General features: G+C 72.4%; 20 protein-coding genes and 1 tRNA gene. 18 read left to right on the plus strand and 3 right to left on the minus strand.

Annotated elements, in window-relative coordinates:
* Nucleotides 1-20 precede the first annotated feature (20 nt).
* The 12 genes from ACFWBN_RS29065 (at nucleotide 21) to ACFWBN_RS29120 (ending at nucleotide 15,073) form a co-directional block, all read left to right on the plus strand.
* Nucleotides 21-581 (plus strand): YqgE/AlgH family protein, encoded by a 561-nt coding sequence (locus ACFWBN_RS29065; RefSeq protein WP_385181086.1) that lies wholly within the window; start codon nucleotides 21-23, stop codon nucleotides 579-581.
* Between the two features lie 29 nt (nucleotides 582-610).
* On the plus strand, nucleotides 611-895 hold the full coding sequence (locus ACFWBN_RS29070) for a DUF3039 domain-containing protein (protein WP_030010729.1): 285 nt from the start codon (nucleotides 611-613) through the stop codon (nucleotides 893-895).
* Nucleotides 896-1,041: 146 nt separating this feature from the next.
* Nucleotides 1,042-2,682, plus strand: coding sequence for a beta-N-acetylhexosaminidase (locus ACFWBN_RS29075; RefSeq protein WP_385181090.1), 1,641 nt, complete (start codon nucleotides 1,042-1,044; stop codon nucleotides 2,680-2,682).
* Nucleotides 2,683-2,992: 310 nt separating this feature from the next.
* On the plus strand, nucleotides 2,993-3,865 hold the full coding sequence (locus tag ACFWBN_RS29080) for an FAD binding domain-containing protein (protein ID WP_385181092.1): 873 nt from the start codon (nucleotides 2,993-2,995) through the stop codon (nucleotides 3,863-3,865).
* Nucleotides 3,862-5,847 (plus strand): 2Fe-2S iron-sulfur cluster-binding protein, encoded by a 1,986-nt coding sequence (locus ACFWBN_RS29085; protein ID WP_385181095.1) that lies wholly within the window; start codon nucleotides 3,862-3,864, stop codon nucleotides 5,845-5,847. Before ACFWBN_RS29080 ends, ACFWBN_RS29085 begins: the two co-directional genes overlap by 4 nt.
* 53 nt (nucleotides 5,848-5,900) lie before the next feature.
* Entirely contained in the window at nucleotides 5,901-8,186 is a 2,286-nt protein-coding gene (locus tag ACFWBN_RS29090; RefSeq protein ID WP_385181136.1) for a xanthine dehydrogenase family protein molybdopterin-binding subunit, read from the plus strand.
* Nucleotides 8,187-8,353: 167 nt separating this feature from the next.
* Nucleotides 8,354-8,887 carry a hypothetical protein gene (locus ACFWBN_RS29095; RefSeq protein ID WP_385181098.1) on the plus strand — a complete coding sequence of 178 codons (534 nt, stop codon included), beginning with the start codon at nucleotides 8,354-8,356 and terminating at the stop codon, nucleotides 8,885-8,887.
* Nucleotides 8,887-10,332, plus strand: a complete 1,446-nt coding sequence (locus ACFWBN_RS29100) for a WXG100 family type VII secretion target (protein ID WP_385181101.1) — start codon at nucleotides 8,887-8,889, stop codon at nucleotides 10,330-10,332. The genes ACFWBN_RS29095 and ACFWBN_RS29100 overlap by 1 nt, the downstream gene beginning before the upstream one ends.
* 21 nt (nucleotides 10,333-10,353) lie before the next feature.
* Nucleotides 10,354-11,538 (plus strand): type VII secretion-associated serine protease mycosin, encoded by a 1,185-nt coding sequence (gene mycP, locus ACFWBN_RS29105; protein WP_385181103.1) that lies wholly within the window; start codon nucleotides 10,354-10,356, stop codon nucleotides 11,536-11,538.
* 73 nt (nucleotides 11,539-11,611) lie between these two features.
* Nucleotides 11,612-12,034, plus strand: a complete 423-nt coding sequence (locus ACFWBN_RS29110; protein WP_385181105.1) for a hypothetical protein — start codon at nucleotides 11,612-11,614, stop codon at nucleotides 12,032-12,034.
* A gap of 11 nt (nucleotides 12,035-12,045) precedes the next feature.
* Nucleotides 12,046-14,373, plus strand: a complete 2,328-nt coding sequence (locus ACFWBN_RS29115) for a hypothetical protein (protein ID WP_385181107.1) — start codon at nucleotides 12,046-12,048, stop codon at nucleotides 14,371-14,373.
* A complete protein-coding gene (locus tag ACFWBN_RS29120) occupies nucleotides 14,360-15,073 on the plus strand; it encodes a hypothetical protein (RefSeq protein ID WP_385181110.1) in 714 nt (237 codons plus the stop codon). The genes ACFWBN_RS29115 and ACFWBN_RS29120 overlap by 14 nt, the downstream gene beginning before the upstream one ends.
* A 78-nt stretch (nucleotides 15,074-15,151) precedes the next feature.
* On the opposite strand, the gene ACFWBN_RS29125 is transcribed toward ACFWBN_RS29120, so the two are convergent.
* Nucleotides 15,152-15,223: transfer RNA gene (locus tag ACFWBN_RS29125), tRNA-Cys, on the minus strand.
* Nucleotides 15,224-15,395: 172 nt separating this feature from the next.
* Here ACFWBN_RS29125 and ACFWBN_RS29130 point away from each other — a divergent pair.
* From ACFWBN_RS29130 to ACFWBN_RS29155, 6 genes are all read left to right on the plus strand, one after another.
* Nucleotides 15,396-16,850 (plus strand): MFS transporter, encoded by a 1,455-nt coding sequence (locus tag ACFWBN_RS29130; protein ID WP_385181113.1) that lies wholly within the window; start codon nucleotides 15,396-15,398, stop codon nucleotides 16,848-16,850.
* A gap of 53 nt (nucleotides 16,851-16,903) precedes the next feature.
* Entirely contained in the window at nucleotides 16,904-17,104 is a 201-nt protein-coding gene (locus tag ACFWBN_RS29135; protein ID WP_385181116.1) for a hypothetical protein, read from the plus strand.
* On the plus strand, nucleotides 17,101-17,508 hold the full coding sequence (locus ACFWBN_RS29140; RefSeq protein ID WP_385181118.1) for a type II toxin-antitoxin system death-on-curing family toxin: 408 nt from the start codon (nucleotides 17,101-17,103) through the stop codon (nucleotides 17,506-17,508). The genes ACFWBN_RS29135 and ACFWBN_RS29140 overlap by 4 nt, the downstream gene beginning before the upstream one ends.
* Before the next feature lie 115 nt (nucleotides 17,509-17,623).
* Nucleotides 17,624-19,408 carry a DEAD/DEAH box helicase gene (locus ACFWBN_RS29145; RefSeq protein ID WP_385181121.1) on the plus strand — a complete coding sequence of 595 codons (1,785 nt, stop codon included), beginning with the start codon at nucleotides 17,624-17,626 and terminating at the stop codon, nucleotides 19,406-19,408.
* A gap of 270 nt (nucleotides 19,409-19,678) precedes the next feature.
* Entirely contained in the window at nucleotides 19,679-20,320 is a 642-nt protein-coding gene (locus ACFWBN_RS29150) for an IclR family transcriptional regulator (RefSeq protein ID WP_215018318.1), read from the plus strand.
* A 203-nt stretch (nucleotides 20,321-20,523) separates the two neighbouring features.
* Nucleotides 20,524-21,306 (plus strand): PDZ domain-containing protein, encoded by a 783-nt coding sequence (locus ACFWBN_RS29155; protein WP_385181138.1) that lies wholly within the window; start codon nucleotides 20,524-20,526, stop codon nucleotides 21,304-21,306.
* Here the strand turns inward: ACFWBN_RS29155 and ACFWBN_RS29160 are convergent.
* Both ACFWBN_RS29160 and ACFWBN_RS29165 read right to left on the minus strand, forming a co-directional pair.
* Nucleotides 21,236-22,528, minus strand: a complete 1,293-nt coding sequence (locus tag ACFWBN_RS29160) for an MFS transporter (RefSeq protein ID WP_385181124.1) — start codon at nucleotides 22,526-22,528, stop codon at nucleotides 21,236-21,238. The two genes, ACFWBN_RS29155 and ACFWBN_RS29160, sit on opposite strands and share 71 nt — an antisense overlap.
* The gene (locus ACFWBN_RS29165) at nucleotides 22,525-22,776 is read right to left on the minus strand and encodes a hypothetical protein (protein ID WP_385181127.1); all 252 of its coding nucleotides are present in this window, start codon (nucleotides 22,774-22,776) and stop codon (nucleotides 22,525-22,527) included. The genes ACFWBN_RS29160 and ACFWBN_RS29165 overlap by 4 nt, the downstream gene beginning before the upstream one ends.
* Between the last annotated feature and the right edge of the window lie 197 nt (nucleotides 22,777-22,973).

Below are 22,973 nucleotides of genomic sequence, written 5' to 3' on the forward strand. Positions count from 1 at the left end.
ATGTGCGGGATCATGGCGGCATGACCGAGGTGTCCTCCCTCACAGGGCGGCTGCTCGTGGCCACCCCCCGCCTCGCGGACCCGAATTTCGACCGCGCGGTGGTGCTCCTGCTCGACCACGACGAGCAGGGCTCGCTCGGCGTGGTCCTCAACCGGCCGACGCCCGTGGGCGTCGGCGACGTCCTGCTGCCCTGGGCGCCGCTGGCCGGCGACCCGGGCGTGGTCTTCCAGGGCGGGCCCGTCGCACTGGACTCGGCCCTGGGGGTGGCGGTCATCCCGGGCGAGGAGGGCCCCCTCGGCTGGCGCCGGGTGCACGGGGCGATCGGCCTGGTCGACCTGGAGGCCCCGCCGGAGCTGCTGGCCGCCGCCCTGGGCTCGCTGCGCATCTTCGCCGGCTACTCGGGCTGGGGCCCGGGCCAGCTGGAGGACGAGCTGGGCGACGGCGCCTGGTACGTCGTGGAATCCGAGCCCGGCGACGTGTCCTTCCCCGACCCGGAGCGGCTCTGGCGGGCGGTACTGCGCCGCCAGCGCAGCGAGCTCGCGATGGTCGCCACCTATCCGGACGACCCGTCGCTCAACTGACCCGCACGGGGTTCAGTACCCTGGGTTCCATGAGCACTCTTGAGCCCGAGCGCGGGACTGGCACGGGGACCCTCGTAGAGCCGACGCCGCAGGTGTCGCACGGTGACGGCGACCACGAGCGCTTCGCCCACTACGTCCAGAAGGACAAGATCATGGCGAGCGCCCTCGACGGGACCCCCGTCGTCGCGCTCTGCGGCAAGGTCTGGGTACCGGGCCGTGACCCGAAGAAGTACCCGGTCTGCCCCATGTGCAAGGAGATCTACGAGTCCATGGGCCCCGGCGGGGACAAGGACAAGGGCGGCAAGGACAAGTAGTCCGGCCCCTCCCTGGCGGGACCGAGGCCCCCGGGGCGCGCATTGTCGCGTCCCGGGGGCCTTTCGCGTACTAGGGTCGGCGTCACGAGCACTCTGTGGAACGGGCGTTGCGCAGGGTGCAACAGGCTGCTGCGAAGGGCTGACGCATGGACCTGATCCCCGTACCCCAAGCCGCCGTCTTCGACGAGGGCGGGCGCCGCTACGCGTTCGGCGCCGAGCCGGTCCTCGCGGCCGGACCCGGCACGGAGGGCGTGGCGCGGCTGCTGCGCCGGGAGCTGGGCGCGGCCACCGGCTGGAGCCTGCCGGCCGCCGGGCCCGGCGCGGCCGCGGACGTGACCCTGCGGCTGGATCCGGAGTACGGGGAGCGGCTGGGGCCCGAGTCGTACGGGATCACCGTCGGCGCGGCGGGCGTCGAGCTGGTCGGGGCGAGCGGGGCCGGGCTGTTCTGGGGCCTGCAGACGCTGCGTCAGCTGCTGGGGCCGGACGCGTACCGCAAGGCGCCGCTGCCCGGGCGCGCGTGGAGCCTGCCGTACGGGCGGATCACCGACGGCCCGCGGTTCGGCTGGCGCGGGCTGATGCTCGACGTCGCCCGGCACTTCATGCCCAAGGACGGGGTGCTGCGCTACATCGACCTGCTCGCCGCGCACAAGCTCAACGTCCTGCACCTGCACCTGACGGACGACCAGGGCTGGCGGATCGAGATCAAGCGCTACCCGCGCCTGACCGAGGTCGGCGCGTGGCGGGCGCGCAGCCGGTGGGGCCACCGGGCCTCGCCGCTGTGGAACGAGACCCCGCACGGCGGCTACTACACGCAGGACGACATCCGCGAGATCGTCGCGTACGCCGCCGAGCGGCACGTCCGCGTGGTCCCGGAGATCGACGTGCCGGGGCATTCGCAGGCCGCGATCGCCGCGTACCCGGAGCTGGGCAACACCGACGTCGTCGACACCTCGGCGCTGGGGGTGTGGGACGACTGGGGGATCAACGAGAACGTGCTCGCGCCGACCGGGGCCGTGGTCCGGTTCTACGAAGGGGTCTTCGAGGAGCTGCTCGAACTGTTCCCCGCCGAGGTGTCGCCCTTCGTGCACGTGGGCGGGGACGAGTGCCCCAAGGAGCAGTGGAGGGCCTCGGCGGTCGCGCAGGAGCGGATCCGCGAGCTGGGGGTGGACGGGGAGGACGGGCTGCAGTCCTGGTTCATCCGGCACTTCGACACCTGGCTCGCCGAGCGCGGGCGGCGGCTGATCGGGTGGGACGAGATCCTGGAGGGCGGGCTCGCGCCGGGGGCCGCCGTCTCCTCGTGGCGCGGCTACGCGGGCGGGATCGCCGCCGCCGAGGCCGGGCACGACGTGGTGATGTGCCCCGAGCAGCACGTCTACCTGGACTACCGTCAGGCGGGCGGCTCCGAGGAGCCGGTGCCCATCGCGTACGTGCGCTCGCTGGAGGATGTGTACCGCTTTGAGCCGGTACCGCCGAAGTTGTCGCCGGAGGCGGCCGCCCATGTGCTCGGCGCGCAGGCCAACGTGTGGACCGAGGTGATGGAGGACCAGGGGCGGGTCGACTACCAGGTGTTCCCGCGGCTGGCGGCCTTCGCGGAGGTGGTGTGGTCGCGGCTCCCGGAGTCTGAGGAGCGCGATTTCGCCTGGTTCGAGGGGCGGATGGCGGCGGCGCACTACGCGCGCCTGGACGCGCTCGGGGTCGGTTACCGGCCGCCGGGCGGCCCGCTGCCGTGGCAGCGGCGGCCGGGGGTGCTGGGGCGGCCGAAGGAGGGCGCGCCCCCGAACGTGTGACAGGACGCGGGGCGAAGAGAAGCGGAACTCTGGCTGGATTTCCGGTGATACGGGGAAAAACGGTCAGTCGGCGGAGCGGGGTGGTGGGCGGACGGTGCGGGGGCGGGGCCGGGCCGGGAGCGGGCGGCGCCGGGGCGGTCCCCGGCGGGGGCCCGAACGTGCCGGGCCGGCCCAGGGGGGCGCCCGGCCGACCCTCGCGCCGGACGTCCGCGAAGATGTGCCAGAGTTGCCACCTCCCGGCGGTGAGGACGTACCGTACGGCGGACAGGCGTGAGCGCCGGGACCGGGACATCGGGAAGGGGCAGCTGGGTTGACCACGCACGCACCGCAGGCGGCGCAGTCCGTGACGCTGCCGGCCTCGCTCGACGAGGCCGTGGCGGCACTCACCGCCATGCCCGCCGCCGTGCCCGTGGCGGGCGGCACCGACCTCATGGCCGCCGTCAACGCCGGGCAGCTGCGGCCCGCCGCGCTGGTGGGCCTGGGCCGGATCAACGAGATCCGCGGCTGGCAGTACCAGGACGGCCACGCGCTGCTCGGCGCGGGCCTGACCCACGCGCGGATGGGGCGGCCGGATTTCGCCGCTCTGATCCCCGCGCTGGCGGCCGCCGCGCGCGCCGCCGGGCCCCCGCAGATCCGCAACGCCGGCACCCTCGGCGGCAACATCGCCACCGCAGCGCCCACGGGTGACGCCCTCCCCGTGCTGGCCGCGCTGGAGGCCGTGCTCGTCATCGTCGGCCCGGGCGGATCGCGCGAGATCCCGGTCTCGCACCTGCTGGCCGGCCGGGAGATGCTGCGGCCCGGGGAGCTGATCGGCTTCGTACGGGTGCCGCTGCTGCACGCGCCGCAGGTGTTCCTGAAGGCCACGGGGCGTACGGGGCCGGGGCGCGCGGTGGCGTCCGTGGGGCTGGTGCTGGATCCCGCGCGCCGGGGCGTGCGCTGCGCGATCGGGGCGGTCGCCCCGATGCCGCTGCGGCCGCTGGAGGCCGAGCAGTGGGTGGCCTCGTTGATCGACTGGGACGGCGAGCGGAGCCTGGCCCCCGAGGCGTTGGAGGCCTTCGGCGAGTACGTCGCGGCGGCCTGCGTGCCCGACCAGGGGGAACCGGTGGCTCCCGGTGTACTGCATCTGCGGCGGACGGTGGCCGTGCTGGCGCGCAGGGCCCTGGGGAGGGCGCTGACCTCATGAGCGGGAACGAGAACGAGAACGTGAGCCAGGGCCAGGGGAACGGTGCGGCGGGCTGGGGCTGGGAACCGGTCCCGCAGGGCGGCGAGTACGACTCGGACGCGACGGCCTTCGTCAAGCTGCCGCAGGACATGCTGGACGCGCTCGGCACGGGTGAGCCGCTCGCGGCGCCCGGGCACGGGTACGTGCCGCCGCCGATGATCGTGCCGCTCGGCTCGGCCAGTACGGACCCGGCGGCTACGGGCACCTGGACGCTCCCGGTGCAGTGGCCGGAGGCGGGCGCTTCGGGTCCGGCCGACCCGGCGGCCGGTGGCGGGGGCGTGTCCGCTCCGGCGCCCGCGCCCGTCGGCGGGCCGATTCCGGCGTCGATCCCGATCCCGGCGTCGGTGGCCGCGGCGTTCGCCGAGGCCGAGCCGGAGCCCGATCCGGCGGCGACCGCGGAATGGCGGTTCCCGGACGTGCCGCAGGAGCCCGAGGGCGGGGCGACCGGCCAATGGGTCATGCCGGACATGACCGATATCTCGAACATGCAGGAACTGTCCGAGCAGCCGCGCGAGTTCCGCCAGAGCGCGCCGGCCGCCGACTGGAGCCAGGCCCCGGCGACGCTGCCGGGCGGCGCCCCGGCGCCCTGGGCGAACCACCCCGACTTCGAGGGCGCGCGCGGGTACGCGGCGCAGCAGCCGGCCGGGGGCCCGGACGCGGGCGTACTGCCCGGCACGGACGAGGCGGTGGCCACGGCCGCCGCCACGGCCACGGCCACGGGTGCCGGGCGGCTGCTCGGCGGGCCCGGGGTCGGCGCCCTGGGGCGCGGCCCGCGCGTGTTGGGCGGCCCCGGCGTGGGCACCCCGCTGCCGGAGGGCGAGCCGGTGCATCCGGCTCCGCACGACATCGAGGCGGCCCACGGTCCGGCGGAGATGCCGGTCGAGGGGTCCCGGCCCGCATCGTCGGGGTCGTCCGGATCGCCCAGCTCGTTCACGGAGACCGACGGGCACGGCTTCGCGGCGTTCGGCCACATGCCGGATCTGGCGGCTGCGGGCGGGTCGCGGTTCGGGGCGGGGGCGGAGTTCGCGGCCGGGCAGGAGTTCGGGGCCGGGCCGGAGCCGGATCCGGAGCCCGTGGTCGCGCACGAGGCCGAGGCCGAGCCGGTGGTCGCGCCCGAGGCCGTGGTCACGGCCTCGCCTTCGCTCTCGTCCTCGTCCTCGTCCTCGCCCGCCCCGGAGCCTGGCGACACGGACGGGCACGGCTTCGCCGGGGCCGCCCCGGCACCGGCCGGGATTCCGGCCGGGCCCGCGCCGACCGGCGACACCGCCGACACCGCTGTGGCACCGCCGACCGAGGACACCGCCGAAGGTTTCCCGGCCGAGGTGCCGACGTACGAAGAAGGAACGGCGGCAGCCGGGGCCGTCGCCCATCACGAGCACCCGCAGGCCTCCTACGTCCTGCGCGTCAACGGCGCCGACCGGCCCGTCACCGGCGCCTGGATCGGCGAATCCCTCCTCTACGTGCTGCGCGAGCGCCTCGGCCTCGCCGGCGCCAAGGACGGCTGCTCGCAGGGCGAGTGCGGCGCCTGCGCCGTGCAGGTCGACGGCCGGCTCGTCGCCTCCTGCCTGGTGCCGGCCGCGACGGCCGCCGGGAGCGAGGTCAAGACCGTCGAAGGTCTCGCGACGGACGGGGAACTCTCGGACGTGCAGCAGGCGTTGTGCAGGTCGGGTGCGGTGCAGTGCGGTTTCTGCGTCCCGGGCATGGCGATGACCATTCACGACCTGCTGGAGGGCAATCACGCCCCCAGCGAGCTGGAGACCCGCCAGGCGCTCTGCGGCAACCTCTGCCGCTGCTCCGGCTACGCGGGGGTCATCGACGCCGTGCGCGAGGTCGTGGCCGGGCGCGAGGCGGCGACCGCCGAGCCCGCGGCTTCGCCGGAGCCGCGCATTCCGCATCAGGCAGCGCCCGGCGAGGGCGGCATCCACCACGGAGGCACGGTGTGAGCGCGCAGGACGCGGCGACGGCGACGACGACGGTGAACAGCACGGTGACGGCCATGGCGGCGCCCCCGGAGGCCGCGGACCAGCAGGAGCCCCGCGGAATCGGCGCCTCCGTGCCCGCCGCGGACACCCGCGCCAAGACCGAGGGCACCTTCCCGTACGCCGCCGACCTGTGGGCCGAGGGCCTCCTGTGGGCCGCCGTGCTCCGCTCCCCGCACGCCCACGCCCGGATCCTCTCCATCGACACCTCGGCCGCCGCCGACATGCCCGGCGTGCGCGCCGTCGTCACCCACGCCGACGTCCCCGGCGCCACCACCCACGGCCGCCGCATCGCCGACCGGCCGGTCTTCGCGCACGACGTCGTGCGCCACCACGGCGAGCCCATCGCCGCCGTCGCCGCCGACCACCCCGACACCGCCCGCCTCGCCGCGGCCGCGATCGCCGTCGAGTACGAGCTCCTCGACCCGGTGACCGACCCCGAGCAGTCCTTCGGCGCGCCCGCCCTGCACCCCGACGGCAACCTGATCCGGCACATCCCGCTGCGCTACGGCGACCCGGAGGCCACCGGCGAGGTCGTCGTCGAGGGCCTCTACCGCATCGGCCGCCAGGACCCCGCCCCCATCGGCGCCGAGGCCGGGCTGGCCGTGCCGCGCCCCGACGGCGGCGTGGAGCTGTACACCGCCTCCACCGACCCGCACACCGACCGCGACCTGGCGGCGGCCTGCTTCGGCCTCGACCCGGACCGCGTCCGCGTCGTCGTCACCGGGGTCCCGGGCGCCACGGCCGACCGCGAGGACGCCGCCTTCCAGCTCCCGCTCGGCCTCCTGGCGCTGCGCACGGGCTGCCCGGTCAAACTGGCCGCCACCCGCGAGGAGTCCTTCCTCGGCCACACCCACCGCCACCCGACCCTGCTGCGCTACCGCCACCACGCGGACGCGGAGGGCCGTCTGGTCAAGGTCGAGGCCCAGATCCTGATGGACGCGGGCGCGTACGCGGACGCCTCTTCGGAATCCCTCGCGGCGGCGGTGGCCTTCGCCTGCGGCCCGTACGTCGTCCCGCACGCCTTCGTCGAAGGCTGGGCGGTCCGTACGAACAACCCCCCGTCGGGCCACGTCCGGGGCGAAGGCGCGATGCAGGTCTGCGCCGCGTACGAGGGCCAGATGGACAAGCTCGCGGCCGCCCTCGGCATCGACGGCGCGGAACTGCGCATGCGCAACGTCCTGGCGACCGGCGACCTGCTCCCCACCGGCCAGACGGTGACCTGCCCGGCCCCGGTGGCCGAACTCCTCCGCTCCGTCCGCGACTTCGAGCTGCCCGCCCTCCCCAAGGACACCCCGGAGGACGAGTGGCTGCTCCCGGGCGGCCTGGAGGGCGCGGGCGAGCCGGGCGCGGTGCGGCGCGGGGTCGGCTACGGCGTCGGCATGGTGCACATGCTCGGCGCGGAGGGTACGGACGAGGTCTCCACCGCCACCGTGAAGGTGGTCAACGGCGTGGCGACGGTGATCTGCGCCGCGGTCGACACGGGCCAGGGCTTCGCGACCCTCGCCCGGCAGATCGTCCAGGAGGTCCTGGGCGTCGACGAGGTGACGATGGCCCCGGTCGACACCGACCAGCCGCCGGCGGGCCCGTCGGCGCACGGCCGCCACACCTGGGTCTCGGGCGGAGCGGTCGAACGGGCCGCCAAGATGGTCCGCACCCAACTCCTCCAGCCCATGGCCCACAAGCTGGGCATGTCGACGGAACTGCTCCAGATCGCGGATGGCCGAATCACGTCGTACGACGGCGCGTTCTCCACGACGGTCACGGAGGCGATGGAGGGCAAGGAACTCTGGGCGACGGCCCAGTGCCGCCCCCACCCGACGGAACCCCTGGACGGGGACGGCCAGGGCGACGCCTTCGTGGGCCTCGCCTTCTGCGCGATCCGCGCGGTGGTGGACGTGGACATCGAACTGGGCTCGGTCCGCGTGGTCGAACTGGCCGTGGCCCAGGACGTCGGCCGCATCCTCAACCCCCGCCAGCTGGAAGCCCGTATCGAAGCGGGCGTCACGCAGGGGGTCGGCGCGGCCCTGACCGAAAACCTCCGCACGGTCTCGGGCCTGGTCCGCCACCCGGACCTGACGGGCTACGCCCTGCCGACTTCGCTGGACGCCCCGACGGTGCGCATCGTCAAACTGGTCGAGGAACGGGACGTGGTGGCCCCCTTCGGAGCGAAGGCGGCGAGCGCGATCCCTGTGGTGACGGCGCCCGCGGCGGTAGCCTCGGCAGTACGCGCGGCCACGGGCCGCCCGGTGAACAGGCTCCCGATCAGGCCATCGGCGGCGGTCGCCGTGCCCAACTCGTGACCGTGTGACACGCATTGCACGTGCAACACCGGACTTGGGACTGTCGGTGCCGGTCGCTAGAGTGATCGGTAAGAGTGAATACGTGCGCGTGCGAACGGGTGCGAACGGGGACGGGGAGCGGCGCTGGCGCCGCGACCACGGGGAGACGGGGAGTCGGGGAGGCCATCGTGGCAGTGGACAATGGGCCGGTTCTGATGGGAGCTGCGGCGGGTACGGCGGCGGCGATCAGCGCGCAGGCCGCGGCCCAGACGGCGGCAGCGCTGAAGATCGAGTACGACTCGCTGACGGAATACAAGAACATGGTGAAGGTCCTCCTGGACGACCTCACCGGCTCGAACGCGGACCACAAGAAGCTGGCGGACGGCACCCTGCCGGCCGCAAAGCTCGGCCACGGCTTCCCGGAGGCGGACGCCCTCTTCAAGTCGTACGACACCGTCATCACGGAGCTCCAGAAGCTCTCGAAGGGGCTGGCGGACCAGATCGAGGCGCTGGGCATCGCGATCATGACGGCGGGCAAGGGCTACGGCGACGTCGACGAAGACACGCAGCGTCGCATGGTCGCCATTGCCAAGGAGGCAGAGAAGCAGTACGTGCCGGAGCGCGATCCCTATCTGGAGGAGCAGCGCAGGCTGGCAGCCTCGCAGCACCCCGGTACCCCGACTCCTGGAACTGGTGGCAACGCGACGGGGGGTAACCACTGATGGTGGCAACGACTTTTGACGGCTACTCGCACCAGCAGCTGCGCGCGATGATCGCTTCGCTGGACCCGATCGCGGTCAAGGACCGGGCCGATCGGCTGGAGAAGGCGTCCGAGGACATCCGGAAGATCGCGGAGAAGCTCAAGAATCACCGCGTCACAGGCTGGGAAGGCGCAGGGGCCACGGCCTTCCAGGAGTGGGTGGGCCGGGCGGGCAACGCGACGCTCCGGCTGAGCGATTACAGCGCGACGGGCTCGAAGTGGATGGCCGACACCGTCCAGATGATGACCGAGGCACAGAAGATGCCCGGCTACGACACGGGCGCTGCCAAGAACCTCGAAGCCGCCCGGAAGGCCCACAACGACCCGGACGCGCCTAAGGTCGCCAAAGAGGCGGAAGCGACGCTGGAGGCCGACCACCGCGAGGCGGTCAGGCTGATGAACAACCTGGCGCAGAAGTACGAGCAGTCGTCGACGGAGATGAACAAGGCGGAGATCCCGACGTTCCCGCCGCCGCCGGAGACGTTCGTGCCGAAGGAACGCTTTGAGAGTGAGGACATGGCGCGCCCCGGCGGAGGAGCGGCCGGTTCGGCCGGGTCCTCGCACGTGACTCCCAGCGGTCCTGGGGAACGCCAGTCGAACGAACCCGGTTGGGTCCCTGGGCACCCGCCGCAGGCGGACACTACGCCGCCTCGGACGACGGGGTCGCCAACTCTGCCCGTGCCCGGAATCCCGGACCATAACGTCGACTTGGGCCTCGACCACGTGGCGACGCTGCCGCCGCCGACGACCTTGCCTGCGACGGGTACGCCCGTTCCCCAGGTGCCCGTGGGCCCCGGCGGACCCAGCCCCGTGCTGCCGATCCCGCCCGTGTCGCTCCCGCCGATCAGCGGGCCGAAGCCCGGCATCGGCCCCGGCGGCCCCGGACCGCTGCAGGGACTGAGCGGTCCCAATAACGGCCTCGGCAAGGTTGGCCAAGTAGCCGGCCTGCCCCCGCGGGACAACGGGATCATGGGCGGCCGCCAGGTGCCGACCAGTGGCCCCAGCTCGAGCATCCCGCGCGGTACGGTCATCGGCACGGAAGGCACTCAGACCGGCCGTGCCATGGGCGGCACTCAGGCCGGTCGTGGCATGGGCGGCATGATGGGTGGCGGTATGGGCGGCGGCGCCCACGGTGGCGTAGGCGGTTCCCCGGTGGGCCGTCGACTGGCTTCGGAGCCGGGAGGTATCGTCGGCGGGCGCCAGTCCGCGGCGGGCGCCAAGGGCGGTCAGCCGTTCACACAGGGCGGCTCCGGCCTGGTGCGGAACACCGCTGGTGGTACCGGCGCGGGTGCGCACACTCCGAACAGGCGACGCGAGGACCAGGGCGGCGAACGCCCCGATTACCTTGCCGAGGACGAAGAGACCTGGCAGGGCAACCGTCGTGTTGTTCCGCCGGTGATCGACTGAGCAGAACGGACGTTGTACGGGATGCACATGCGCAAGGCGACCTCGGCCCTGGTGGGCCTGCTGCTGGCCGGGGTCGCCGCGACCCCGGCCCACGCGGAGACCATTCGCTCGCAGCAATGGCATCTCGACACCATGAAGGCTGACGACATCTGGAAGGTCAGCACGGGTAAGGGGATCACCGTTGCGGTGATCGATACCGGGGTCAAGAGCATCCCAGAACTGGAAGGGCAAGTCCTTCCCGGCAAGGATTTCCTTGCCGGGAAGGCCGAGGGCGACGAACGTACCGACTACAGCGGCCACGGCACCGGGATGGCTGCGCTCATCGCGGGTACTGGAAAGCATCCGAGCGGGGATGGCGCCTACGGGCTTGCACCCGGCGCCAAGATCCTTCCGATCCGTGTTCCGAATATGTTGGAAGAGGCATCGACCCCGTCGCTTATCGAGGCCATCAGATATGCGGCAGACACGGATGCCAAGATCATTAACATTTCCCAGGGAACGTCCGGCCAGCCGGAGGAAGACCGGGGGCGGGCGGACGCGGTGAAGTACGCGATCTCCAAGGGAAAACTGATCTTTGCTTCTGTCGGCAACACCGGGGACGCACTCAACAAGGTCGAGTACCCCGGTGCGACGCCAGGAGTCGTGGGCGTTGGTGCGGTGGATGCCGGTGGCAATGCGACGAAGGAATCACAGCACGGCTCGCAGGTCGACCTGTCTGCCCCGGGCGTTGACATCGTCATGGCGTGTACCGGTAAGACAGGGCTGTGCAAGACACACGGCACCAGTGACGCCACCGCCCTGGCCTCTGCCTCCGCGGCCCTGCTCTGGTCCGCGCACCCGAACTGGACCAACAACCAGGTCCTCCGGGTCCTCCTGAACACCGCCGGCAAGCCCACCGACGGCGCCCAGCGCAACGACTACATCGGCTACGGCATCGTCCGGCCCCGGATCGCGGTCCCCACCCCTGGCGACCCCGGCCCGGCCGACGTGTACCCGCTGCCCGACCTGGCTGCCGCGGACGGGGCCAAGAACCCCTCGCCCTCCACCGACGGCAAGGCCCCCGACACGGCGGCGTCCTCTCCGGCTCCCCAGGCCGAGGAGAAGAAGAGCGGCAGCACCCTTCCCTGGATCGCCCTCGGTCTGGGAGCCTGCGTGCTCATCGGCGGAGCTGTCACCGCGGTCGTCGTAAGCCGCAACAGACGCTGATCACTCACCACCCACCACTGGCCACTCACCACTGACCGCTGACCGGACCTGCCTTCACACGGGAGTTCACGCGATGTCGTTCGACGAGGAATGGTCGGCGGCACGCGCCACGGCCGCCACCAACGTCTCCATGAGGCTCAACCACGTACCCGTCGAGCCCGGCGGCGGTGGTGGCGGTGACCTGGAGCTCAACCAGGACCACATCGGAGCCATCGGCTCCGAGGCGTACAAGCTGCACACGCGCCTCCTGACGGACGGCAAGCACGCCGCCACCGCCACCACCGAAGCGGCGGGCGCGCTCACGAAGGAGGGCTTCGCGAGCGGGGCGGCCCTGCTCAAGGCACACACCACCTGGGAGAGCCAGGTGAAGACCCTCGTGGCCGCATGCGCCAACATCTCCAACGGTCTGAACTACTCGCTCTCCTCCCACGCCAAGGACGAGCAGCAGCTCCACGCGGACTTCTCCGCTTCCGCCATCGACCAGTACCTCAAGTAGGGGCCCGTCGCATGCTGACGTACGAGAACGTGCTGAACGCCCCGGTCGACAAGCTCCAGACGACCGTCACCGACTGGCAGGCGATGGTCACCAAGCTGGACGAGCTCGCCGAGGCGGCCCGCAACGGCATGAAGGCCAAGGCCGACAAGGCCGAGTGGAACGGGGTCACGGCCGGTGTCGGCAGAGCCTTCGTCGACAAGACCGCCAAGGAGTTCGAGGACGCCGCCAAGGAGGCCAAGGGCATCCACAAGGCGCTGTCCGAGGGCTTGGCCGTCTTCAAGTCCTCCCGCGACCAGCTGAAGAAGATCTCGGACGAGGAGGCCCCCGCCGCCGGCTTCCGGGTCGACGCCTCCGGCCGGGTGTCCGAGATTCCCCTGGCCACCGAGGGGGAGCGGAACGCAGCCCGCCACGATCCCGACTACCAGCGGTCCCTGCGCGAGAACCGCGGGCTGTGGCAGCAGAAGATCGACGCGATCATCGACAACTGCGACGACACCGACCAGTCGCTGTCCCGCATGCTCAGCGCCAACGTCACCGACTCGCACGACTTCAGCGGGCCGAAGTACGGCAGCCTCGACGCCGAGCAGGCCGGCCGCGCCGCCGACCTCGCGAAGAAGGGGCGGGAGCTGAGCCACGACGAGCTCGTGGAGCTCAACGAGCTGCTGGCGGACAACGCGAAGGTCCCGGAGTTCTCGAAGAACTTCTACGAGACGCTCGGCCCCAAGGGGGCGCTCGAGTTCTTCGGATACATGTCGACGGACACGTACGACTACTCGAAGCTCGACGAGCAGCGCCTCAAGGACGTCCAGGAACTCCAGAAGAACCTGGGCCTCAACCTGGCCACCGCCACCAACTCGAAGAGCGAGCCGCATCTGCCGGACTCCTACGCGCAGGAGTTGCGCAAGCTCGGCACCCAGCACATCCCGCTCGCCAAGTACGACCAGAACCCGCCGTACGGGTACCAGCTCCTCGGCGGGATCATGCGGTACGGCAACTACGACCCCAAGTTCCTGGTCCCGATCGCCGAGCACGCGACGCAGATCCACGCCAAGGACCCGGACTTCTTCAACTCGACCCGGCACATCAACGGCTACGGCAAGAACCTGTTCAATCCGTCCGGGGTCAACGGCGCCGGCTACGACCCGGTGGTCAGCTTCCTGGAGGCGATGGGGCACAGCCCGGATGCCGCGAAGGAGTTCTTCGACCCCGAGCGCGAGCCGCACGCGTACAACAAGGACGGGACCGAGAAGTCCGGCGCGGCCGACCTGGGCAAGGGCGAGGACAAGAAGCCGATCAAGAACTACCTCGACTTCTTCGGCAACGAGAAGTACGACTTCACGATCGACACGGAAAGCACGAATCCGGACGATATGAAGAAGGTTCAGCAGTACATGCCGGACGCGCTCGGTCACGCGCTGGAGGCGGCGACGCTCGGCCATGCCTGGGACGACCCGTCGCCGAAGCTGGTGCGGGACGACACGTCCGCGAGCATCATGAAGGAGGTCGTCACCAAGTACGGCGGCGACGCCGGACTGCTCAAGGCGCACGAGTCACTGGCGGACAGCGTGGGCAACATGACGGCCGGGTACATCGACGACGTCAACCGCTCGCTGACCGGCAACGGCACGCTGGGTCCGTTCGATCCCAAGGACGGCACGGGCCACATGACGCTGGAGCAGAAGGACGCGCGCAAGCTGCTGAGCGCGCTCGGGCAGCACCCCGACGCCTACGCCACGGTGTCCACCGCAGAGCGCGTCTACGCGACGTCCGTGCTGGAGTCCCAGGTCGGTCCGGACGGTCACATCGACAAGGGCACGGCCAAGGAGGTCGTGCGCGTCGGTGCGGAGGTGCAGGGCATGCTGGACCAGTCCCGCGCCGACCAGGTCCGCGAGAACCACATCGCGGAGGACGAGAAGTACAACAAGGCCCTGGAGCAGCGCGGAGCCTGGATCGAGTTCGGTACGGGCGCGGCGATCGCGGCCGGCGTGGCGTTCCTTCCGGCGACCGCCGCGGTGGGTGCCGCGGCCATCCTCGTCCCGCTCGCCGTGGACACCGGCAGCGGTGCGCTGGAACAGATGGCGGGCCAGGTCATCGGCGACTGGTCGGAGGCGGAGCAGAAGAAGCACGAGGACGACTCCAAGCAGGAGCTCCGGGATCAGAAGGACGAGATCTACCGAGCGGGCGAGGAGACGATGAAGTCGCCCTCCGAGCGGTTCATCACCCAGCACAACCTGCGGGAGAGGGACTCGGACCTGGCCGAGGAATTGCGACAGTCCGCCATCCTCGGGTACGGGGCGGGCACTGATCGAGAGGACCAGCAGGGCCATGACCCGGAGTAGGACGCAGGAGCGGTCCGGACGGGTGCGAGCGGGACTGGCTGCCGGCGTGCTGACGGTGGTCCTGGCCACCGGGTGCAGCGCCGGGGACGGTGGGACGGAAGGCGGGGACGCGTCCAGCGGCCCGACCGGTTCGGCCGCGGGCGAGGTGTGTCACCGGCTGTTCGCGGGTGACGCCGAGAAGTCGCTGACGGCGGCCCTGGGCAGCGGGACGTTCGCGCGCTCGACGGACCGGGACAGTGTGCAGGCGGCGACCGCGGAGCTGGCAGCCGAGCCGGTGGCCGGCGGCGACACGTGGCGGGAGCGGCGGATCTGCACCCTCTACAAGGACGCCGACTCGAATGTGGCCGAGCTGACGGTGACCGCGGAGCGGGTGCTCCCCGGGGTCGCGGATGCGAAGCACACCGACCCCGACGCGGCCCGGTACCGGGTGGGGCGGAACGCCTGGGCCGATCCGAACCGAGGTGTCGTGTACGTCGACTGCGTCAGCCCCCGACTGGCCGGCGCCGAGGGAGCATCACCAGCCGTGCTGGCCGTCAGCGCGTGGAACCGTACGTCCCCCCACGGGGATGCCGCCGCGTACCGGCAGGCCAACCTGACGCTCGCGCACGCAGCCGCGGTCGCGCTGGTCAAGGAGTTGGGCTGCAAGGACAGCGGCGGTCTCCAGGAGCGGCTGACCGTGCAGGAGGTCCCGGCGGGCTGACGCGCGGCACCCGTGACTCGGGGCCGGACATGGCGAAGGCCGCTCAGGGGAGCGCCTGCCCCTGAGCGGCCCGCCGCGAAGCCGTGACCGGAATCGAACCGGCGTAACTCGCTTTGCAGGCGAGTCCCTCAACCACTCGGGCACACGGCTGTGTGGTGGTGATGTGCACGACCGTACGAGGGCTCGGCGGGTGGGGGGAAGGGATGCGCGGGCGCCGCAATACGACTGCCATGACGCGTTCACAGTCCTAGGTCCCGGGACCGAGGCGGGATCCGCCCAATTGACAGGGGTGAATTGGGGCAGCGGACCTTACTCTGGGGCGATGAGCGCCCTGGAACCTCGTGCCCCCGAGAAGACCGACCCCCTCACCCCGACCCCGCCGGCCGACGGGGTCATGGGGCCCGCGTACCGGACGCTCAGCTTCGGGATCATCTCCGTCGTCTTCCTCATCGCCTTCGAGGCCACGGCGGTCGGGACCGCCATGCCCGTCGCCGCCCGCGAGCTGGAGGGGATCGGGCTCTACGCCTTCGCCTTCTCCGCCTACTTCACCACCAGCCTCTTCGGCATGGTCCTGTCCGGCCAGTGGGCCGACCGGCAGGGCCCGCTGCGGCCGCTGGCCGTCGGGATCGGGGCCTTCGCCGCCGGGCTGGTGTGCTCGGGGACCGCGGGGGCCATGTGGGTGTTCGTGCTCGGGCGGGCCGTGCAGGGCTTCGGCGGCGGGCTGGTCATCGTCGCGCTCTACGTCGTCGTCAGCCGGGCCTACCCGGAGCGGCTGCGGCCCGCGATCATGGCGGCCTTCGCCGCCGGCTGGGTGGTCCCGTCCATCGTCGGACCGCTGGCCTCCGGGACCGTGACCGAGCACCTCGGGTGGCGGTGGGTGTTCCTGGGGATACCGGTCCTGGTGGTCGTGCCGCTCCTCGTCGCGCTGCCCGCGATACGGCGGACCGCCTCCGGGCCCGTCGATCCGGACGCGCCGCCCGCGGCCTTCGACCGGCGGCGGATCCGGCTCGCCTTCGGGATCTCGCTGGGCGCCGGGCTGCTCCAGTACGCCGCCCAGGACATCCGGTGGCTGTCCCTGCTCCCCGGCATCGCCGGCGCGGCCCTGCTCGTCCCCGCCGTGCTGGGGCTGCTGCCGCGCGGGACGTACCTGGCCCGGCGCGGCCTGCCGTCCGTGGTGCTGCTGCGCGGGGTCGCGGCCGGATCGTTCATCGCCGCCGAGAGCTTCGTACCGCTCATGCTGGTCACCCAGCGGGGGCTCAGCCCGACCATGGCCGGCTTCTCGCTCGCCGCGGGCGGGCTGACGTGGGCGGGCGGCTCGTGGGTGCAGTCGAAGGGGCGGATGGCCCCGTACCGGGAACGGCTGATGGTGGGTGGCATGGTGCTGGTGGCGCTGGCCATCGCCGCGGCGCCGACCGTGCTCATCGAGTCCGTGCCCGTCTGGACGCTCGCGCTGGGCTGGGCCGTCGGCTGCCTGGGCATGGGGCTGGTGATGGGCTCCGCGAGCGTGCTGCTGCTGAAGCTGTCCGCGCCGGAGGAGGCCGGGGCGAACTCCGCCGCCCTGCAGATCTCCGACGCGCTCGCCAATGTGGTGCTGCTGGCCGCGGGCGGGGCCGCCTTCGCCGCGCTGGGCGGCGGGGCCGTCGGGGCGGGGCACACCCTGTCTGAGGGCGCGGGGGCCTCGCACCCGGCCGCCTTCGTGGTCGTGTTCCTGCCGATGGCCTGCGTGGCCCTGGTGGGGGCGTGGGTCGCGACCCGGCTGGAGCCCGCCAAGGCGTGAGGGGCGGAAGAATCCCCGTGTGCCCGGACCGCCCGGCGCGCTAGCTTCTGACCATGAACGAGCTGACCATCCCCCTCTCCGACGCCGAGCGCGCGGAACTGGCCGATCTTGCCGACGCCACCGGGCGGACGCCCGAGGAACTCGCCCTGGACGCCGTACAGGTGCGGCTGCGGGCGGAGCGGGGACGGGTCGGGGCGGAAGCGGAGCGGCTCGCGCAGCGGCACGCGGCGCTGCTGAAGCGGCTCGGCGCATGAGCGCCACCCGGGTGCGGCGACACCTCACGCTCGCCGAGGTCCTCGACCTGGCCCGGCACGCCTGCCTGGCCCAGGACCAGCCCGTCGAGCTGCGCGCCCCCGGACTGCTGGAGTCGGCTGTGCACCGGCCGCGGGCCCGGATGTTCGGGACTCCGGCGTACGAGGATCCGTACGAGCAGGCCGCCGCGCTGCTCCACGGCATCGCCACGAACCACCCCCTCGTCGACGGGAACAAGCGCACCGCCTGGCTGGCCGCAGCGACCTTCCTGGCCGTCGACGGGATCGACCTCGCCGAGGTGGACCAGGACGCCGCCTACGAGCTGGTCATCGACGTGGCGGCAGGCCACGAGACGGAGATCGCGCGGATCGCCGGCCGGCTGCGGGCGCTGCACGAAGCGATGTGACGCTCACCGCACCGCGCGAGGTCACGGGCCTGTCCCTCCACGAGGGGCGGGCCCGCACCGGTAAGGTGGCCCGGTTGTCCTACGTACGACTGCCGAGAGCGACGAACCGGAGACCGTGACTACTACCGCCTCCCACCACCTCTCACCCGCCTTCCCCGGCCGTGCTCCCTGGGGTACCGCCAGCGCACTGCGTGCCTGGCAGCAAGGGGCGCTGGACCGCTACATCCAGACCCAGCCGCGGGACTTCCTCGCCGTCGCCACCCCCGGCGCCGGCAAGACCACCTTCGCGCTGACCCTCGCCTCCTGGCTGCTGCACCACCACGTGGTCCAGCAGGTGACCGTGGTCGCGCCGACCGAGCACCTCAAGAAGCAGTGGGCGGAGGCGGCGGCGCGGATAGGCATCCGGCTGGACCCCGAGTACTCCGCCGGGCCGCTCAGCAAGGAGTACCACGGGGTCGCCGTCACCTACGCCGGTGTCGGCGTACGGCCGATGCTGCACCGCAACCGGTGCGAGCAGCGCAAGACCCTCGTGATCCTCGACGAGATCCACCACGCCGGCGACTCGAAGTCCTGGGGCGAGGCCTGCCAGGAGGCCTTCGACCCGGCCACCCGGCGCCTGGCCCTGACCGGAACGCCCTTCCGGTCCGACACCAACCCCATCCCCTTCGTGACCTACGAGGAGGGGAACGACGGGATCCGGCGGTCCTCCGCCGACTACACCTACGGGTACGGCAACGCGCTGGGCGACGGCGTCGTCCGGCCGGTCATCTTCCTCTCCTACAGCGGCAACATGCGCTGGCGGACGAAGGCGGGCGACGAGATCGCCGCGCGCCTCGGCGAGCCGATGACCAAGGACGCCATCTCGCAGGCCTGGCGCACGGCGCTGGACCCGCGCGGCGACTGGATGCCGAACGTGCTGCGCGCCGCCGACCAGCGGCTGACCGAGGTCCGCAAGGGCATCCCGGACGCGGGCGGCCTCGTCATCGCCGCCGACCAGGACTCGGCGCGCGCGTACGCCAAGCTGCTGAAGGAGATCACGGGCACCAAGGCGACCGTGGTGCTCTCCGACGACACCGGCGCCTCGAAGAACATCGACACCTTCAGCGCGAACAACGACCGCTGGATGGTCGCGGTCCGCATGGTGTCCGAGGGCGTCGACGTGCCGCGGCTGGCAGTGGGGGTGTACGCCACCACCATTTCGACCCCGCTGTTCTTCGCGCAGGCCGTCGGGCGCTTCGTGCGATCGCGCAGGCGCGGCGAGACCGCTTCCGTGTTCCTTCCGACCATTCCCTACCTGCTCGGCTTCGCCAACGAGATGGAGGTCGAGCGCGACCACGTCCTCGACAAGCCGAAGAAGCAGGGCGAGGAGGACCCGTACGCCCAGTCCGAGAAGGAGATGGACGAGGCGAACCGGCAGGAGGACGAGGACACCGGCGAGGACGAGCAGATGTCCTTCGAGGCGCTGGAGTCCGACGCCGTCTTCGACCGGGTGCTGTACGACGGCGCCGAGTTCGGCATGCAGGCGCACCCGGGCAGCGAGGAGGAGCAGGACTACCTCGGCATCCCCGGGCTGCTGGAGCCGGACCAGGTACAGATGCTGCTCCAGAAGCGCCAGTCGCGGCAGATCGCGCACAGCCGGCGCAAGCCGGACGCGGAGGCGGACCTGCTGGAGCTGCCGGCCGACCGGCGGCCGGTGGTTTCGCACAAGGAGCTGCTGGAGCTGCGCAAGTCGCTCAACACGATGGTGGGCGCGTACGTCCACCAGAGCGGCAAGCCGCACGGGGTGATCCACACGGAGTTGCGCAGAGTGTGCGGAGGGCCGCCGAGCGCGGAGGCGACGGCGGGTCAGCTGCGCGAGCGGATCAAGAAAGTGCAGGAGTGGGCCACCCGCATGCGGTGACGGAATCCGGGGGCCGGAGGTCACGTTTGGACGCCGACGGCTCTCGGAAACCGGCATAAACAGGTAGCACGCGCCCGGATTCTGGACGAGCTCTTCCGCTGAGCGGACCTGCTCGCTACTGTCCCCGCATCGAACGCACCGTGGCAGCGCCGCCGCGGGAGCGCAGCCGGTGCAATGGCCGCTACCGGCGGCCTCTCCGTGCGCCGCCACGGGACCGGCGGCGCGCCTAGCAGAGAGTCACCGCCGCTCACCGAAAGAGGGAGAGGCGTCGTGACCGCGGAAACCTCCCAGACTCTCGACAGAGGGCTCAGAGTCCTCAAACTGCTCGCCGACACCGACCACGGTCTGACCGTCACCGAGCTGTCCAACCGCCTCGGTGTCAACCGCACCGTGGTCTACCGGCTCCTGGCCACGCTCGAACAGCACGCCCTGGTCCGCCGTGACCTCGGCGGCCGGGCCCGCGTCGGGCTCGGCGTGCTGCGGCTCGGCCGGCAGGTGCATCCCCTCGTACGCGAGGCCGCCCTGCCCGCGCTGCGGTCCCTCGCCGAGGACATCGGGGCCACCGCGCACCTGACCCTCGTCGACGGCACCGAGGCGCTGGCCGTCGCCGTCGTGGAGCCGACCTGGACGGACTACCACGTGGCCTACCGGGCCGGCTTCCGCCACCCGCTGGACCGCGGGGCCGCCGGGCGGGCCATCCTGGCCGCCCGTCAGGGCCAGCTGATCGAGCCGGGGTACACGCTGACCCACGGGGAGCTGGAGGCGGGCGCCAGTGGCGCTGCCGCGCCGCTCGTGGGGATCACCGGGCTGGAGGGCAGCGTGGGTGTGGTGATGCTGGCCGACGCGGTGCCGGAGCGGGTGGGGCCGCGGGTGGTGGATGCGGCGCGGGAGGTCGCCGACGCCCTTCGCTAGGCGCGGCCTTGGCGGGGGGCTCGGGGGTGCCGGTGCGTGTGCCGGTGCGGCGCCGTTGCCGGGGGCTCTGCCCCGGACCCCCGCGCCTCAAACGCCGGCGGGGCTGGAAGGACCTGGGGCTCCGCCCCAGACCCCGCGCCTCAAACGCCGGCGGGGCTGGATTCGGCGGGGGCGGATAGATTGGGTGGGTGCTCTCTCGTCTCATGCGTCTGCCGCGTCCCGCCGCACTGGCCGTTTGTGCCGTGCCGGTCATCGGGCTGTTCGCCGTCGCGGCGTTCGCGCCGCTGCCCTTCGTGATCGCCCAGCCGGGGCTCACGGCCGACGTGCTGGGGGAGCGGGACGGCAAGGCCGTCATCTCCGTCTCCGGGGCTCCGTCCCGTGAGACCAAGGGCCAGCTGCGCATGACCACGATCCAGGCCACCGGACCCTCCACGACCGTGAACCTGCCCGAGCTCGTCGGCCACTGGTTCGACACCACCCGGGCCGTCATGCCCAAGGAGGCCGTCTACTCCTCGGGCGGAAGCGACAAGGAGATCGAGGCGCACAATCTGGAGGAAATGGCCAAGTCGCAGTCGACGGCCACCGAGGCCGCCCTCGGCTTTCTCCACAAGGACCCGAAGGACGTGAAGGTCGAGCTGAACCTCGCCGACGTCGGCGGTCCGAGCGCCGGGCTCCTCTTCTCCCTCGGCATCGTCGACAAGCTCGACGGCGACGGCAGCGGCGGCGACCTCACCGGCGGACGCACCATCGCCGGTACGGGAACCATCTCCGCGGACGGCGAGGTCGGCGCGGTCGGCGGGGTGGCCCTGAAGACCCAGGCCGCCAAGCGGGACGGGGCGACCGTGTTCCTCGTACCGAAGGCGGAGTGCTCGGACGCGCGGTCGGAACTCCCCGAAGGGCTCCGGCTGGTCCCCGTCACTTCGCTGACGGGTGCCGTGGACGCCCTTCGCGCGCTGAACCGGGGAGAGGCCGTTCCCGCCTGCTGAGCGGTGCGCGGTCCAGGCCGCGCCAGGCCGGGAAGACCAGCGGGGCGAGCGTGGTCAGCAGGTACGCGCCGCCGAAGAGGAGCAGTGCCCGGGTCGGCCCGAAGCCGTCGACCAGCAGGCCCGCCGCCAGTCCGCCGAGCGGCATGGTCAGCTCGCAGCCGGCCGTGGTCACCCCCGAGACGCGGCTGCGCAGCTCCTCCGGCACCCGCTCGTACATGACCGTGGTCAGGATCGGGTTGAGCATGCCCGCGCCCAGGCCGGCCAGCGCCATCGTCACCGCGAGCGGCAGGGTGGTGTCGGTGAGGGCGGCGACCACGTACCGGGTGGCCCCGGAGACCAGGAAGGCCGCCGCGAACACCGCCCGGCGCGGGAACCGCTCGCCCCACGCCCCGTAGAGCAGGGCGCCCAGCAGCGCGAAGCCGCCGAAGAGGGAGATCATCAGACCCAGGGCGGCGGGGCCGCCCAGGGACTCGCGGCCGTGCACCGGCAACAGGACCGAAGACCAGCCCTGGTCCAGGCCGTTGGTCATCATCACCATCAGGGTGATGCCCGCCAGTAGACGTGAGCGGGTCAGGAAGGCCCAGGCCTCGGCCAGTTCGGCCCGGTACGCCGCGAACGAGACCTTTCCGGCGGAGCGTTGGGGCTCGGCGGCCGGGATTCCGCGCAGGAAGGCGCTGACCAGCAGGGCGGAGGCCCCGAAGGTGGCCGCGTCCAGCAGCAGTACGGTCTCGGCGCCGAAGGCCGCGATCAGCAGGCCGGCCAGCGCCGCCCCGATCATCCGGGCCCCGCGCGAGACGGCGTCGTAGAGGCCGGCGGCCCGGGTGAGGGTGGTGCCCGCGTGCTCGGCGAGGTGGGGGAGCAGGACGTAGCGGGCGGTCAGGCCCGGGGTGTGCACGAGGCCGCCGAGGGCCATCAGCGCGCACAGCATCCAGAACTCCAGCAGCCCCGCGTAGTGCAGCAGCGGGATCGCGCCGACCGACAGTGCGCAGATGAGGTCGGAGGCCGCCGAGACCCGGCGGCGCCCGATCCGGTCGATGACCGGGCCGCCGACGAGCGCGGCGATGACGACGGGCAGGGTGGCGCAGAAGGCGACGATCCCGGCCCGGCCGGCGCTGCCCGTGGTCTGGAGCACGAACCACGGGACGCCGATGAGGGTGAGTGAACTTCCGGCTATGGAGATGGTGTTGGCGGCCAGGACGGCGGTGAACGGCCGCCTGCTCATGCCGCGCCGCCGTGGCTGACGCGGGCCTGGGCGTGGGCGGGCTGCATCAGCCGGATCCCGGCGACGACCAGCGCCTCCCCGAGCCGGTTGCGCAGGGCGGGCAGGACGGGCAGGGCGGGCAGCGCGGGCCCGGCGGTCACCGGGGCGGCCTTCCGGGCGAGGTGCCAGGCGGCGGCCTCGGCGGCCAGTTCGGCGGTGCGGGCGGTGTGGGCGGCGGTGTGCATCTCGGCGGGGGTGAAGGCGTACACGGCAGGACTCCTTCTGCGGAGGCATGGAGGCGTAAGGGCATGGAGGGGTAGAGGCATGGCGCATGGAGGTGCGGTGCCGGGCGGCGCGGGTCCGGGGCTCCCCCCCCCGTTACCGTTTTCGTGGCTCCGCAATGGGGCTACCGGCCTTCGGGTCCGGCATGACTTCCCCCCCTTGTTGTTGATGATCCGGGGGGTGG

It is taken from the genome of Streptomyces sp. NPDC059989, assembly GCF_042736975.1.
GTDB lineage: Bacteria > Actinomycetota > Actinomycetes > Streptomycetales > Streptomycetaceae > Streptomyces.